Annotated in this window: 15 protein-coding genes; 3 read left to right on the forward strand and 12 right to left on the reverse strand. The window is 44.5% G+C overall.

Going from position 1 to position 14605, the window contains the following annotated elements; all coding sequences use genetic code 11:
* Window positions 1-37 precede the first annotated feature (37 nt).
* The 4 genes from DX873_RS13010 to DX873_RS13025 all read right to left on the reverse strand — a co-directional run bounded on the left by DX873_RS13010 (window position 38) and on the right by DX873_RS13025 (window position 2557).
* A complete protein-coding gene (locus tag DX873_RS13010; protein ID WP_116184930.1) occupies window positions 38-610 on the reverse strand; it encodes a DUF502 domain-containing protein in 573 nt (190 codons plus the stop codon).
* A gap of 72 nt (window positions 611-682) precedes the next feature.
* The gene (locus tag DX873_RS13015; protein WP_116184931.1) at window positions 683-1069 is read right to left on the reverse strand and encodes a hypothetical protein; all 387 of its coding nucleotides are present in this window, start codon (window positions 1067-1069) and stop codon (window positions 683-685) included.
* A gap of 44 nt (window positions 1070-1113) precedes the next feature.
* Window positions 1114-1476, reverse strand: coding sequence for a hypothetical protein (locus DX873_RS13020; RefSeq protein WP_116184932.1), 363 nt, complete (start codon window positions 1474-1476; stop codon window positions 1114-1116).
* 145 nt (window positions 1477-1621) lie between these two features.
* Window positions 1622-2557: a TerC/Alx family metal homeostasis membrane protein gene (locus tag DX873_RS13025; protein WP_116184933.1), complete on the reverse strand. Its 936-nt coding sequence runs from the start codon at window positions 2555-2557 to the stop codon at window positions 1622-1624.
* Window positions 2558-2769: 212 nt separating this feature from the next.
* Between DX873_RS13025 and DX873_RS13030 the strand changes: the two genes are divergently transcribed.
* Window positions 2770-3696: a mechanosensitive ion channel family protein gene (locus tag DX873_RS13030; protein WP_116184934.1), complete on the forward strand. Its 927-nt coding sequence runs from the start codon at window positions 2770-2772 to the stop codon at window positions 3694-3696.
* 54 nt (window positions 3697-3750) lie between these two features.
* Here DX873_RS13030 and DX873_RS13035 read toward each other — a convergent pair whose 3' ends face one another.
* Genes DX873_RS13035 through DX873_RS13065 form a run of 7 tightly spaced genes read right to left on the reverse strand, consistent with a single transcriptional unit; the run spans window position 3751 to window position 9862 of the window.
* Window positions 3751-5286: a carbon-nitrogen hydrolase family protein gene (locus DX873_RS13035; protein WP_116184935.1), complete on the reverse strand. Its 1536-nt coding sequence runs from the start codon at window positions 5284-5286 to the stop codon at window positions 3751-3753.
* The gene (locus DX873_RS13040) at window positions 5283-5705 is read right to left on the reverse strand and encodes a VOC family protein (protein ID WP_116184936.1); all 423 of its coding nucleotides are present in this window, start codon (window positions 5703-5705) and stop codon (window positions 5283-5285) included. The genes DX873_RS13035 and DX873_RS13040 overlap by 4 nt, the downstream gene beginning before the upstream one ends.
* An 8-nt stretch (window positions 5706-5713) precedes the next feature.
* Window positions 5714-6133, reverse strand: a complete 420-nt coding sequence (locus DX873_RS13045) for an NUDIX domain-containing protein (RefSeq protein WP_116184937.1) — start codon at window positions 6131-6133, stop codon at window positions 5714-5716.
* Window positions 6134-6145: 12 nt separating this feature from the next.
* On the reverse strand, window positions 6146-6460 hold the full coding sequence (locus DX873_RS13050; RefSeq protein ID WP_116184938.1) for a hypothetical protein: 315 nt from the start codon (window positions 6458-6460) through the stop codon (window positions 6146-6148).
* A gap of 2 nt (window positions 6461-6462) precedes the next feature.
* Complete coding sequence (locus tag DX873_RS13055) at window positions 6463-7437, reverse strand: deoxyhypusine synthase family protein (protein ID WP_116184939.1); 975 nt, start codon at window positions 7435-7437, stop codon at window positions 6463-6465.
* Window positions 7427-8368, reverse strand: coding sequence for an agmatinase (gene speB / locus DX873_RS13060; protein ID WP_116184940.1), 942 nt, complete (start codon window positions 8366-8368; stop codon window positions 7427-7429). The genes DX873_RS13055 and speB overlap by 11 nt, the downstream gene beginning before the upstream one ends.
* An 18-nt stretch (window positions 8369-8386) precedes the next feature.
* A complete protein-coding gene (locus DX873_RS13065; RefSeq protein ID WP_116184941.1) occupies window positions 8387-9862 on the reverse strand; it encodes an arginine decarboxylase in 1476 nt (491 codons plus the stop codon).
* Window positions 9863-9992: 130 nt separating this feature from the next.
* Between DX873_RS13065 and DX873_RS18925 the strand changes: the two genes are divergently transcribed.
* Window positions 9993-10163 carry a hypothetical protein gene (locus DX873_RS18925; protein WP_181899506.1) on the forward strand — a complete coding sequence of 57 codons (171 nt, stop codon included), beginning with the start codon at window positions 9993-9995 and terminating at the stop codon, window positions 10161-10163.
* A 209-nt stretch (window positions 10164-10372) separates the two neighbouring features.
* Here DX873_RS18925 and DX873_RS13075 read toward each other — a convergent pair whose 3' ends face one another.
* Complete coding sequence (locus tag DX873_RS13075; protein ID WP_116185241.1) at window positions 10373-11560, reverse strand: cation:proton antiporter; 1188 nt, start codon at window positions 11558-11560, stop codon at window positions 10373-10375.
* Between the two features lie 125 nt (window positions 11561-11685).
* Between DX873_RS13075 and DX873_RS13080 the strand changes: the two genes are divergently transcribed.
* Window positions 11686-14604 carry a PEP/pyruvate-binding domain-containing protein gene (locus DX873_RS13080; protein WP_116184943.1) on the forward strand — a complete coding sequence of 973 codons (2919 nt, stop codon included), beginning with the start codon at window positions 11686-11688 and terminating at the stop codon, window positions 14602-14604.
* Window position 14605: the final 1 nt, after the last annotated feature.

A 14605-nucleotide genomic window follows, 5' to 3' on the forward strand; every position in this document is an offset into this window, starting at 1 on the left:
TTGTAAAACGAAACAAAACCCACGTTCCGTTATGATCCTATTTCTCCTGACCCATAAGCCCCGCCGAAACAATGAATTTCATGACCTCACTGGATGGGAGGTCAAGAGGGGTAATATGTTCCCTGGGCACTATAAAAAGTTCTCCCGAGATATTATAAGAGTGTGGGAAGTAAACGGCAACTTTGTCCTTTTGCCCAAGAAAGTCCAAATCGTCTTCTGTTATAAACCCTAGTTTTTCAAGTTTATAATGTAGGTTCAACTTTACCAGTACGGGTCTGTTGAATTTCTTTTCCTTGCCCACAAAGGCAGAGAACAAATCGGTCAATGCAGAATGTACAAAGCGCAATAGGGGTACTTGGTCAACGGTTTTTTTGAAGATGCGCTTCATGGGTTTGGCAATTATGGTATTGCCCAAAAAACCTATTATTACCAGGAACAACAGTAAAGAAAGAATTCCTAGCCCAGGTATTGTAACATGGAACAGATCTTCTATCGTCTTTTGCAACAGGTTATCTGAAACCACAAAAACCCTGTAGAGTACATAGATGATTATGGCTAAGGGAGCACTGTATAAAATGCCTTGAAAAAGGTAATTGATTAATCTCTTCATCTGCTTCTTTTTATAGTTTTAAATCGATCAGGCCCAAACATCAATGATCGACAGTCCCAATATATTGCGTCTTTAGGGGCTCTTAAATAAAAGTCTATGTGTTTTGGTAAGCAGTACCAATTCTGATTTGTTTCTCCCGGAAGCAGAAAGTGCTATGCCATCCACCGTTTCCATGAGTTGTTTGCAAACGTCCTGGGAGAACTCCTCACTATGGTCCTGGCGGTAGGCCTTGAATACCTCAAAGGCCTGATCAGCACCCCAGTTTTCCTTTATTAGTGTCCTGAGGGTTTCATAGATGATCTCGGCACTGTTTTCTGTATCAACGGTTACAGTCCAGTATTTTTCCACAAAGGCCACAATCCTGCGCTTTTCGTCTACGACCATTTTTTTGTCGGCCATGGCGATGGCATAGAACAAATGGGCCAATGCGGTATAGAATTCTTTTTTAAAAACTTGCATGGACGGACTTTAAAAGGGCGACCTTTTGAGCCGCCCGGATTTTGTTATTTGACAGGTTTAAGGGAAATGATCGTTCTTTTGGTATATTCCACTTCCTCACCGTCCTCGTCCTCCTCAATTTCCATGATTTCCGTATAGGTAACCTGAAACTTTTTGCCCACCAGTTTTTGGGATTGTAGGTCAAAGGCCGCCAAAACATCATCATTCACATAGTCAAAAAAGAGACTCTCTTCGTCGTCGTCCCCATTTGCGATGATAAAGCTATACATGTCATCATCAAAACCGTCGTAGGTACCTATAACGGTGATCGGATCTTCAAGGGTTTCCTCGTCATCCTGGGCAAACCCGGAATAGCAGGTAAACAGTGCAATCATGCCAAGGGCCAATACTTTTTTTAAATCTTTCATTTGTAAAATTTGTTATGGTTAATACATTCCGTTTTTCCAGTTCACGCCCACATCAAGCCTGGCCTTTTGTAAGCACTGTACAGTGTCCTTACATGTGGGTGGTTTTGTATCCCTTTTGACCCCTTTCGAGGGTTTGGGTCACCCCTTATTTTGAATTTTTATGCCATAGGGAAACCAATACGCCCAACAATAGGGAAACCCCTATGAAAGAAAGGGAGAACCACTCGGGAAACTTAAAGAAATGAAGGGTTATCAGCTTGAGTCCAACGAATACCAAAATTGTGAACACGCTGTATTTGAGATACTTGAACCGCTCCAGCATATCAGCAAGAAAAAAATACATGGACCGCAAACCCAGCACGGCAAATATATTGGAAGTGAGTACAATAAAAGGATCGGTAGTGACTGCCAGCACGGCAGGGACACTATCGATGGCAAACAACAGATCGGTGAGCTCTATCATCAAAAGGGCAATGAATAAAGGGGTTACCTTTTTTACGCCATTTTCCACAATAAAGAACTTATCCTCATTTTGGGTATTGCTTACATTGAACTTTCGGTACAGATAGTTTTGGAACTTTGATGGGCTCGTGTTATGGCCCTCGTCCTTGACCAACATCTTAAAGGCGGTGAACAACATCAGCACCCCAAAAATGTATGTTATCCAGCTGAGTTTTTGGATCAGAATGATACCTGCCCATATCATGAGCCCCCTGAAAACGATGGCTCCTAAAATACCGTAAAAGAGTACTTTGTGCTGATGTTTTAAAGGGATCTTAAACGAGGTAAAGATCATGGCAATGACAAACAGGTTGTCCACACTTAGGGACAGTTCGATTAGATAGCCGGTGATGTATTTCACAACTGCCTCAGAAGGGCTCAGGCCATTGATATTGTGGACCATCCCGTTCTTGTAGATCCAGTGGACCGCAAAGGAGAAGGACAGCGCCAGGGTGATCCATAAAAAGGTTTCTATGGCAGTTTTTCTATGGGTGAAGGCAACACCCTTACGATTAAGAATCAGCAAGTCTACTAGCAAACTGGCTATGATAAATACGAAAAAAGCTATCCAGATGATCATTTAAAAATAGGGTTATGCGATCGAGCTTGATGTTTGGTCACGTCGAACGGTGTTGGACAACATTTTAGACCCCTAACCCCAGAAAGGGTCACCCTGTTATCTTTTGGATTAAGCTTCTGAAAATAATGGGATTATATGATCAATGTCATTTGTTTTTTTAGTGTTACCCCATACTTTTACCTCAAGTGGCACAAACCAAACGATAAATTATTTTGAAATCACTGGAATTTATCCGGCAATGGCTGGAAGGACACCCCACTACCACATCCCTGTTAAAATACCTGATATGGGTCATCTTCGTCGTGGCCATTATCCAACTCCTTAGAAAATTGCTCCGCAAGAACCTTCCGGATACCAATACCAGGTATAAGTCCCAGAAAGGGGTAGAAGTCGTTGGTTATCTTGCCCTGATTTTTTTGACCATTACCTATTTTACAGGAAATATCAAGGATTTTGGTTTGGCCATTGGTCTATTCACGGCAGGGATAACCATTACCCTGCAGGAGCTCATCCTGAGTATCGCGGGATCTATCTATATCTTTTTGGTCAAGGTATATAAACCTGGAGATCGGATAGAGATCCATAAGATCAAGGGGGATGTCATTGATATCGATAGTATCTATACCACCATGATGGAGATCGGGGAATGGGTGAGTAGTGACAACTATAGCGGAAGGATCGTTAAGTTGAGCAATGCCTTTGTGTTCAGGGGCCCCATTTATAATTATTCCCGCGATTTCCCATTCATATGGGACGAACTTGATCTCCCCGTCAGGTATGGGTCGGATTTGGAACTGGCCAAAAAAATCATCATCCAGGTAGCATCGGATAATCTATCTGATTATGTCACCCAATCCGTCTCCAAATGGAAAAACGTCGTGGACCGATACTATATTGAGGATGCCCAGGTGGAACCTACCCTGGCTATTACCATGACCGATAACTGGGTGAACTTCAATTTAAGATATATTGTGGATTACAAAAAAAGAAGGTACACCAGGCACCTTCTGAACGAATTGATCGGCAAGGAAATTGAAAAGACCCAGGGAGCCATTACAATAGCCTCCGCAACGGTAGAAGTGATACGTATTCCGGATCTGCACCTAAAACACAACGAAAAGGAAAACAATTTGCAATAGCACTTTCGTTGGTAAATCCATACATATGGAAGTAACTTATATATCCACAGATATTTAATCGTTGGTTTTCTTTTTAAGCTCAAAAAGATCTTTGCGCCTGTCCTTTAGATTTTTTACCGCTCCAAACTGGTGCAGTTCCCGTAACAGGTCAATGTCCACATCCGCAATAAGAATCATTTCCGTATTTGGCGTGGCCTCAGCTTTGATTCCATTGGTTGGAAAAGAAAAGTCACATGGGGTAAATACCATGGACTGCGCAAATTGTATATCCATGTTCTCCACATTGGGCAGGTTCCCAACACTACCGGCGATGGCAACATAACATTCGTTTTCAATGGCACGCGCCTGTGAACAATGGCGTACCCGGGAATAACCGTTCTGGGTATCGGTCAAAAAAGGAACAAACAAAATATCCATGCCCTCATCAGCCAGGAGCCTGCTGAGTTCCGGAAATTCGGAATCGTAACAGATCAATACCCCGATCTTCCCACAGTCCGTGTCAAAGGCCTTGAGCTGATTTCCGCCCTGCATGCCCCATACTTTGTACTCGTCCGGGGTAACATGTAGTTTTTCGTAACGCTCAACCGTACCGTCACGTCTGCATAAATAGCCTACGTTGTACAGTCGGCCATCCCGCACCTCAGGCATGCTGCCGGAAATAATGTTGATATTGTAGGTAATGGAAAACTCAGAGAACTTGCTCATAATGGCCTCAGTATGTTTGGCCAGTTCCCTGATGGCCTCGGGCGTGCTCAAATGGTTGTCCTTCGCCATTAACGGCGCATTGAAGAATTCCGGGAACAGTGCAAAGTCCGATCGATACCCCGCAACGGCATCCACAAAGTATTCGGCCTGATTTAGAAGCTCCTCAAGGTTTTTATAGGGACGCATCTGCCATTGTATCAGACCCAAACGGACCACACGTTTTTTGATTGCAGCTTTTTTGGTGGGCTTTTTGTAAAAAATATTGTCCCATTCCATAAGAATGGCGTATTCACCGGAGGCCTTGTCCCCTTCAAGATAGCCCTTCATGACCTTTGTAGGGTGGAAGTCATTGGATATTTGAAAGTTCAATACCGGGTCATGGAGCTCTTTGCGCCTTACCCTGGCAATATATTCTTTTGGGGATATGGTTTCGGCATATTCATGATAGTTCGGTATCCGGCCCCCAAAAACAATACCCCGCAGGTTTAGCTTTTCAGCAACTTCCTTCCTGTAGTCGTAAAGCCTTCTGCCGAGTCTTAGTCCGCGAAACTCAGGTTTAATGAATACATCTATACCATAAAGAACATCTCCTTCAGCGGTATGGGTGTCAAAGGTATAGTTGCCGGTGATGTCCCTATAGGTGTGGTCATCATCCAAATCATCATAGTCAACAAGGATGGAAAGGGCACAGCCTGCAAGATGGCCGTTGATCTTAATCACTACCTGACCCTCAGGAAACTTTTCTATAAGGGATTGGATATGGTGCTCCTTCCAGTAAGATCCCGGCATATTGGTGTATGCAGAAATCATGGCTGACTTCAGTTCCTGATAATCCTCAAGATCAAGAAACTTAAGCTCAATGTTTTCAATATCCTTGGTTTTCATCGGTCAGTGGTGAATATTTCACCTTCGTTTTTAAAACTTTTGAATTCGATCATATAACCATTGGGATCCTTGATAAAAAAGGAGAGATGTTCCCCTACCTTTTCTTCCATAAAGGACACTTCCATGGTCACATCCAGGTTCTTGTCAGTGAACAGTCGCTTATAGAGCCTGCCCCAATGGTCCTGATCAACAATGACCCCAAAATGGAAGGAGGGCAGGATGTGTTCTCCTAACCTATAATCCTTAAAGACAAAATTGAAGTCACCGGCATTGGTGAAGGTAATTTGGTTTCCAAATAGGTTTACGTCCATCCATTTTTCGGCATTTCTGCCGATGGGCATTCCCAAAGTTTCCTCATAAAAGGCCCGGGTTTCAGTAATGTCGGCACAAGGCAGTGCCAAATGAAATTTTGCTTCCATAATAATTGTTAATTAGCAATTTTTTGTTTTTGATCAAAGTAAAGGGCAACTGCACTTCGGTCTTCCCGATCCAAATCCTCAAGAGCCTCATACCATGGTACCCATAGCACCTTTTTAAATTTATGCGGTTCACATACCCTGGCCCGTTTTAAGGATCTGGTCGTGATAAAATAATGCTTGTATACCTTTTGTTCCTTCTTCTTGCGGTCTTTTCTGGAAATAAAGTAGGTCAGATCTCCAGTATTCAATTGCTGGCCGATCTCCTCTAAGACCTCACGGATTAGCCCTTGCTCATGGCCTTCCTTTTTTTTGGTGATACCACCCGGAAGGGAATACTTTTTGGAATAGCCCACCTTTTGCAGGACCAGTACCTGTTCCTTCCTGATAGCTATAAGACGGGATTTGTTTATGCTCTTTTTAAGCTTCATGCATATTTTTGTTTAGGATTGCTCGGTTTCATCAAATGGATCCTGGACCGCTACGGGATCATTGGCATCGTAATCCTCGTAGTCTTCCTCGTCGTAATCCGCAATGACCCTTTCGAGTTTCCCGCTTACCTTTACAAGGTACTTGGTATCCTCCGTGAGGACCTCGATGGCTTCGACAAGCTCGTATTTGGCATTTCGGAAAGTGATGATATCATCATCGTCATAGCCATCCGGAAACTTTTCCACCACCAACGCCAAAATCTCCGGGGTGAGTTTTTTAAAGTCTACGATGATTCGCTTTAAGTTTGGATTGTTCATATTTCTCATAATTACATGTCTAATATATATGCAAATATCAACGGGGCCACTATGGTGGCATCGCTCTCAATGATGAATTTTGGGGTATCAATATCCAGTTTCCCCCAGGTGATCTTTTCATTGGGCACCGCCCCACTATAAGACCCATAACTGGTGGTTGAGTCACTGATCTGGCAGAAGTAACTCCAAAAAGGAGTGTTTTCCTCTTCCAGGTCCTGATACAACATAGGGACGACACAAATGGGGAAATCCCCGGCGATGCCACCACCGATCTGGAAGAACCCAACACCTTTGTCTGAGTTCCAATTATACCAGTCCGCGAGATAGGTCATATACTCGATACCCGACTTCACTGTGCTCGCTTTTAATTCCCCTTTCATGACATAACTGGCAAATATGTTACCCATGGTGCTATCCTCCCAACCCGGGACCACCACTGGAAGATTCGCCTTAGCGGCAGCATACATCCAGGAGTCTTTGAGGTCTATTTCATAATACTCCTCCAATACCCCGGACAGCAACAATTTGTACATAAATTCATGAGGAAAATAACGTTCCCCTTTGTCGTCCGCATCTTTCCATAGTTCAAAAATATGTTTCTGCAGACGCCTGAATGCCTCTTCCTCGGGAATACAGGTGTCCGTAACGCGATTGAGCCCCTTTTCCAAAAGTTCAAATTCCTCTTCCGGGGTAAGGTCACGGTAATTCGGAATCCGAAGGTAGTGGCTATGGGCCACCAAATTCATGATGTCCTCTTCCAGGTTGGCACCCGTACAGGAAATGATATGCACCTTGTCCTTTCGGATCATTTTAGCGAATATTTTGCCTAATTCCGCAGTACTCATGGCCCCGGCCAAAGAGACCAACATTTTTGCACCACCGGAGAGCTGTACCTCATAGGCCTTGGCGGCATCTACCAGGGTCGCAGCATTGAAATGCAGATAGTATTTGGAAATAAATTGGGAGATAGCCCCTTTAGTCTTCATTTTGATCGTATTTTAATTTATTGATTTTATTGACCTTTTGCTCAGCGTATAAATTCTCATTCTCATCATCCACATCCTGTTCTTCAAACTTGTAACTCAGCATTTTATAATAAAGTTTTGCCGCTAAAAAGTCCGAAGACCGGTCTGCGGGATTTGGGCAGAGCTCCACAATATCAAAACCGACAACATTCCGATCCGTAAATACTTTTCTAAGGAAATCCAACGTCTCATACCAAAGTAGTCCACCTGGTTCAGGGGTTCCCGTGCTGGGCATGATCGAGGGGTCCAGGGCATCCAGATCCAAAGTGATGTACACATTGTCCGTCATTAGATCAAGAACGCTGTCCATCCAATAATCATCATTGGCCATGTCATGGGCAAAAAATACATTGTCCAGGTCCATGGTTCCTTTTTCAGCACTGTCCATGCTTCGGATACCTACCTGAATGAGATTCGTATTCTGGCTAGCCTCATAAAGAGCACAGGCATGGTTGTAATTTGAACCATTGTATTCTTTACGAAGGTCGGCATGGGCATCCAACTGTAGAACAGTGAGGTTTTCAAAACATTCATCGAAGGCACGGATGGCGCCTATGGATATGGAATGTTCACCACCAAAAAGGGTAGTGAACTTGTTGTTTTTGATATAGGATTTCACACGGGCATGGACGGCTTCCACCATAGCCTCAGGGGAACTGTTTTCGGCTATGGCGTCGGCCAGATATATCCCTTGCCTGTAAACCTCAGTATCTGTTTCAATGTCATATAGCTCCATGTTTTCCGAAGCATGTAAAAACGCCTCAGGCCCCTTGTCCGCTCCTTTTCCCCAGGTACTCGTTCCATCGTAGGGTACTGGGATCAATACGATTTTCGATTTGTCCGGACCGGCATAGCTGTTTGGAATGCCGGCATACGTGTTTTCGGTAATCATTGTCTTAAAAATTAGCTGTTAATACGTAGTGTTTACAATTTCAGGAATAAGGTCATTGTCACGTTCCTGTTTCTGTTCGGCAGCTACCTTGTTTATTTGATAGTCATATCCCAGGATCGATAACAATTGTTCTGAGGTCTGTTGCTCGGCAAAGACCGTGGTGGTCAATCCACCCACCTCATTACGGTCTATTAAAATATGTTTGGGGTTCGGGATCAAACAATGTTGCAACCCTCCGAAGCCCCCAATGGTCTCCTGATAGGCCCCGGTATTAAAAAATCCGATATATAAGGGTTTTTCCCGATTGAATTTTGGAAGGTAAATAGCATTCATATGCTGCTCACTGTTGTAATAATCATCACTGTCACAGGTAAGGCCACCCAAAAGCACACGCTCATATTCCTTGTTCCACCCATTGACGGCCAACATAATAAACCGCTTGTTGATGGCCCAGGTATCCGGCATGGTGGTAATGAAGGAAGAGTTGATCATGTTCCATTTCTCCCGGTCATTTTGTTGTTTTTGATAGAGTACCTGATAAATGGCACCACCACTTTCCCCAACGGTAAAGCTTCCGAATTCCGTGAATATGTGCGGGACATCCACTCCGGCCTCGTCACAGGTCTGTTTGATCTGTTTGATGATCTCATCCACCATATAGGCATAGTCATAATCAAAGGCCAATGAGTTCTTTATAGGGAAACCACCGCCGATATTGAGACTGTCAAGACTGGGACATACCTTTTTTAGATTAACATAGACCTTCATGCATTTCAACAGCTCGTTCCAGTAATAGGCATTGTCACGAATACCCGTATTGATGAAAAAGTGCAGCATTTTAAGGGTGACCATGGGATTGTCCTTGATCTCCCGGTTGTAGAAAGGCACAATATTTTTATACCCGATTCCCAATCTGGAGGTATAGAACTCAAATTTGGGCTCTTCCTCCGAGGCAATACGGATACCTATTTGGAACGGTACATCAATACTCCCGCTTAAAAGGTCGATTTCCTCATAATTGTCTATTATGACAGTACAGTTCCTGTGCCCTTTGTTGATTAGCCGGGCAATGTTCTGTATATACTGGTCACGTTTGAAACCATTGCACAGGACATAGGTCTCATCCGAAATCTTACCCTCCACCTTTAGGTTTTCAACTATGTCGATGTCAAAGGCGGAGGAGGTCTCTATATGAATATCGTTCTTTAAGGCCTCATCCAGCACATGCTTGAAATGGGAGCTCTTAGTGCAATAACAATAGTTGTAACGCCCCTTATAACCATGCTCCTGCATGGCATCCGAAAACCAACGCTTGGCCCGGTTAATATTTTCGGAGATTTTGGGAAGGTAGGTGAATTTTAAAGGAGCCCCATAGGTCTCGATAAGTGCCATTAGGTCAATGCCATGAAAATGGAGCTCATTATGCTTTAATGTGAATTCTTCCTGTGGGAAATCAAAGGTTTGGTCGATCAGATCGATGTATTTGGTTTTCATTTATATCTTATTTTTTTTAAGGATAGCCAATAGCATATCCGATATTGATGATTTTAATTGGTAATGGGTTGTTGTTGGAAGTGGTACGCTTTTGATTGCTTACAATCAGATCGCTGATCAAACCCTAAATATGAAAACCGTGGATGGGACAAAGGATTTTGCTCCCAAATATTGGAAAGTGGTCACAACGGTAGAAGTCAGCCTTAGAATTCGGTTCCTCATCCCTGAGGCAGCTTTTGGGGTGGACTTCTTTTTTCCCCTAAGCCCGAATCTGAAAAAAGATTTCATTTATATAGGCTAGGTACCCTTTTGGGAACCTATGGTTAAAACAAACCTAATAATAATGGAACATGTTCCATACGTATTATCCATAAAAAATAGAGAAACTACACTCCTCCAGTTTTGCCACATCCGAAGGTGTGTAGTCTGTCTTCTTTTCCCTTATGACCCCCTTTTAAAAAAGGGTCACCTAAAATTTTAAATATATTTTATTAAAGCTTGTTTGGAGGATCAGTCTTTAGTTTTTTTAAACAAAACAACGTTTATTTTTTCAGCGAGGGCTATCCAAAAGGGGCTTATGATGAGCGTTAATGAGATAAGGCTAATGGTAAAGTTATAACTGAATTCCTCAATGATACCATAGGTAAAGGCGGTAGCGGCAAGCAGGAAACTCAGTTCCCCGATCTGGGCCAGATAGGCCCCGCCCAAAAAAGCATCCTTCCAATTGCCGGAAAAATACCTGATGATCAGTGTATTGAGAAGGTGGTTGCACAAAAATACAATAACGATCGCACTACCTACAGCACCCATATTGGCCTGGATAAAGCCCAGGTCAATCTGCAGACCGATCCCAATAAAGAAAAAGGATACGAACAAAATACGGAAGGAGTGCAGGGTATCCTGTATCCAATGGGTCTCCCTAGTCGCGTTTATCAGCATCCCACCAACAAATGCACCAAGGGCGGCCGATAGGCCAAAGAATGAGGTTACAAGGGCCCCGCCAAAACAAAGTACCACGGCCACGAAAAATTGTAGTTCATGGTCTTTCTCCATACGTCTTAGAAAAGGAAAGTGAAGGCTTCTTTTTATATAGATATAGGCAAGTAGTGCCACCACCAATATGGCCCCGATACTCATGAGCACTAGATCCATGGTCGTCATCTCGGAGCCACCCAATTGTGAGATGATCAGTAACAAAGGAACAAAGGCCACATCCTGTGCCAATAAAATACTCAGGACATTCTTGCCCATAGCGGTGTCTATAAGGCCTTTGTCCTGTAAGATCTTGATTACCACAGCGGAACTGCTCAGAGCCACCACAAAGCCCAGTACCACAATACGGGCCGTGCTCCATCCGAAAACCGTTCCCATACCGAACATGAACAACAGACTGAACAGCAATTGGGCAATAACACCAAGGACAGCAATTTTCCACTGCTTTAGGAAGTTTACCAAATTGATCTCCATGCCAATGAAGAAAAGCAACAGTATGATGCCCAGTTCCCCCAAAAGCCTTAGATAGTCCATATTGCCCGTGACCTCCAGGCCATATTCCTTTACAAATACCCCAATCAGTATGTAACCGATAATATAGGTCTGCTTTAGGCGCTTTAATAAAAGACTGATCACTATGATAGCAATCGATATAAGTGCTATGGTCGCAATATGAGGATCTGTGATACTATTTGGTAATGCCATCTCGCTCCGCTTAGGGTTACTTTTATGACCTGTTTTTGCTTTTAGGTCACTCCCATTTGTAAAAGTATGGCATTTAAGGGGTGACCTGACCACCAAATGAGGGTCGTAACGGGAAAATACTAAACATGTTTAGACCATTATGCAAGTATGTTATTTGGATAGGTAGCCTGTTGGCAACCCAGCAACCCCTATTGGGTCAGGAGGTTACCATAGAACAGATTAAAAAACGTATTGCAACCTATAAGGAAGATGCCAGGGGCACTTATGAGAGTATTCGCTGGTTCTGTAAGGACGGCTCCGTCCGCATGCCCAAAGACCCCTGCCCGGACGCCATTGGAGGTATACAGCACGCCACCTATAAACCCGAGGTGGTGGCCCTTGGTAAATCAAACCATGTTTTTTTGGGGCAAATACTTGCCCATACGGATAAACAGGAGTTTTGGGACGGCACGAAGGCACAGTCCAGACTGAAACAGTACCAAATGGGCCGCTATTTGATGCGGGTGGACGATGGATGGGTCAACCGGAAGGGACAGTACTATCGTGGGGCCATCCAAATAGAGGACGAACAGGAATGGGGAATTGCATTTTATAAATGGTTGTTGGCCAGGGATGAGAATCTACGGCAACACTACTACCTGATCATGCAGTCCCTTAAGGATATACCCCATAAGGGGGATTATGACCTCTCCCTCTTGGTTCGGGCGCAGTCCAAGGCCATTTCGGACCAGTATAGGCCCTTTATGGATATCAGGATCAAAATTCATAGTGATCCGCAGCCCGAGGACATAGATCGAACCATCGCTTTTGCCAGAGCCCATAAGGACCAATTATCGGTGGCTCAGAACAAGAAGATCAATGAGCTTATCGAAACCATGGGAAAATTCCATCAGCCTGTAAGTTTTCAACATCTGGAAAAGAAGATAAATGCCCTGTCAGGTTCCAATGCCCTGAAACCAGATCTGAAGCATTTTATCACCACCAATACCGGTTCCGGCAGCACGAGACAGATAGCTGGGGCGGCTGCCAACAGCCTTTTAAAGATAAGGACTAATATTTCCAGGGAAAAGCAGGCCGCACAACGGTTGGCACTTCTAGATATTGCCTCACAATTGGAGACAATGCTGTTCCAACTGGCCCAACAATGGGAGACCTCCACACTTTCCGAGCTCATGGAAAAGAACTATGTGCTGAGCAAGGCTGCAGCAGGGATCGGACTTGTTGAACTCTGGGAATGGAAGGCCATCGCCCCAATTTTGGAACCTACAACAGGCAATACACGTAAATTGTACCAGCTTACGGAAACCATGGAAGCTGCACGAAGCGTGCTGGAATGGAGTACCGGAACAGCCAATGCCGTGTATGGGAATGTGGTTAATACCTATGCCAAGTTTGAGCCTTTGGCCTATGGGTTCATTGATGATAGAATTCGTTCCTCGATCGCACTGCACCTCGGGAAAAGCGTTGGTGAATTGGGTGCTGTCATCGCCCGGGAATCCCAGTTGTCCAACAAGGTGCTACAACTGGACAATCAAAGTACCATCCGTGGGCTGAACCCCGGATATGCCTTTGGGGAATTGGTGGTGGTGGAAGGGAACCCTGAAGATTTGGAGGTGTCCGGAAAGAAAATCTATGTCTTTGACAGGGCGCCTTCAGACTTAAAGCCCGTTGCAGGGATTGGCACCGTTTCAGAAGGGAACCTCGTCTCCCATGTCCAACTTCTGGCCAGAAATCTGGGAATCCCCAATGTCGCATTGTCACGGGAGAACCTGGAGGACCTCAAACGCTACCACGGAAAAAAAGTGTTCATTGCCGTATCCAATATGGGCAATGTGATCTTGAAACTGGAAAAGGACATGAGTCAAATAGAGACGCGGTTGTTCGCCGTAAAGGAGCGCAAAGAGGAACGCATAACAGTTCCCGTATCGGATCTGAAATTGGATCGGGACCGTATTCTGGACCTTAGAGCGGTGAATGCCGGGGACTCCGGAGAACTGTGTGGACCAAAAGCAGCGAACCTCGGTCAGCTCAAAGCCCTATATCCCGAAATGGTGGTGGAAGGCTTTGTGGTGCCCTTTGGAATATTCAAGAAACATATGTTACAGCCCATGCCATGCCAAAAAGGATCCTATTGGGCTTTTTTGAACGCCATGTTCAGGGAAGCGGAAAAACAACGAAAAAACGGGGTTGCGGAAACTGAGGTCGAAGCCTATCAACTGCAACAGTTGGAAATACTTCGTGAGGCCATAAAAAAAATGCCATTGAGCCAGGATTTTATAGAGGATATCCAGAAGTCCTTTCAGAACATTTTTGGGAAGCCCTTGGGCAGCGTACCGGTCTTTTTGCGCAGCGATACCAATATGGAAGATCTTAAGGACTTTACCGGAGCAGGACTTAACCTGACCCTTTTCAATGTCCTGGAAAAAGAAAGGATTCTTCAAGGGATCAAGGATGTATGGGCATCGCCCTATACGGAGCGTAGCTTTAAATGGCGGCAAAAATACCTGCTGAACCCGGAAAATGTCTATCCGTCCATTCTGGTCATTCCCTCTGTGGATGTGGATTATTCCGGGGTGTTGATCACCAAGGGCGTAGTGTCCGGGAACGATAGGGAGCTGACCATTGCCTTTAGCCGTGGTGCAGGAGGTGCTGTGGACGGCCAGGTCGCGGAGTCCTATATCCTCAAGGCCGAAGGAGGACAGAAATTGGCCGCCCCGGCACGGGAGCCGCAGTATAAGACCCTGCCCACCTCTGGAGGTACGGGAACGGGAATCGCATCTTTCGAAACCCCTATCCTAAATGCTGGGAACCTTAAGGACATTCGAGATTTGGCAAGCTCCATTAAAAAGCGGTTTGCCAAAGAGACCAGGTCCGATTACCAGGGAGCCTATGACGTTGAACTGGGGTTTAAGGACAATAAGCTTTGGCTTTTCCAGATCAGGCCCTTTGTGGAAAACAAAAAGGCACTGGGGTCCGATTATCTGGAATCCATTACTCCCAAGATCGATAAGAACAAAGACATTCCACTCACAAAAAAAATATAAG

This window comes from Flagellimonas nanhaiensis (assembly GCF_003382275.1).
GTDB lineage: Bacteria > Bacteroidota > Bacteroidia > Flavobacteriales > Flavobacteriaceae > Flagellimonas > Flagellimonas nanhaiensis.

Excerpts from the sequence above, each read along its gene's own strand:
- DX873_RS13010 (WP_116184930.1), bottom strand. The coding sequence starts at position 610 with ATGAAGAGATTAATCAATTACCTTTTTCAAGGCATTTTATACAGTGCT.
- DX873_RS13015 (WP_116184931.1), bottom strand. The coding sequence starts at position 1,069 with ATGCAAGTTTTTAAAAAAGAATTCTATACCGCATTGGCCCATTTGTTC.
- DX873_RS13020 (WP_116184932.1), bottom strand. The coding sequence starts at position 1,476 with ATGAAAGATTTAAAAAAAGTATTGGCCCTTGGCATGATTGCACTGTTT.
- DX873_RS13025 (WP_116184933.1), bottom strand. The coding sequence starts at position 2,557 with ATGATCATCTGGATAGCTTTTTTCGTATTTATCATAGCCAGTTTGCTA.
- DX873_RS13035 (WP_116184935.1), bottom strand. The coding sequence starts at position 5,286 with ATGAAAACCAAGGATATTGAAAACATTGAGCTTAAGTTTCTTGATCTT.
- DX873_RS13040 (WP_116184936.1), bottom strand. The coding sequence starts at position 5,705 with ATGGAAGCAAAATTTCATTTGGCACTGCCTTGTGCCGACATTACTGAA.
- DX873_RS13045 (WP_116184937.1), bottom strand. The coding sequence starts at position 6,133 with ATGAAGCTTAAAAAGAGCATAAACAAATCCCGTCTTATAGCTATCAGG.
- DX873_RS13050 (WP_116184938.1), bottom strand. The coding sequence starts at position 6,460 with ATGAGAAATATGAACAATCCAAACTTAAAGCGAATCATCGTAGACTTT.
- DX873_RS13055 (WP_116184939.1), bottom strand. The coding sequence starts at position 7,437 with ATGAAGACTAAAGGGGCTATCTCCCAATTTATTTCCAAATACTATCTG.
- speB (WP_116184940.1), bottom strand. The coding sequence starts at position 8,368 with ATGATTACCGAAAACACGTATGCCGGCATTCCAAACAGCTATGCCGGT.
- DX873_RS13065 (WP_116184941.1), bottom strand. The coding sequence starts at position 9,862 with ATGAAAACCAAATACATCGATCTGATCGACCAAACCTTTGATTTCCCA.
- DX873_RS18925 (WP_181899506.1), top strand. The coding sequence starts at position 9,993 with ATGAAAACCGTGGATGGGACAAAGGATTTTGCTCCCAAATATTGGAAA.
- DX873_RS13075 (WP_116185241.1), bottom strand. The coding sequence starts at position 11,560 with ATGGCATTACCAAATAGTATCACAGATCCTCATATTGCGACCATAGCA.
- DX873_RS13080 (WP_116184943.1), top strand. The coding sequence starts at position 11,686 with ATGTTTAGACCATTATGCAAGTATGTTATTTGGATAGGTAGCCTGTTG.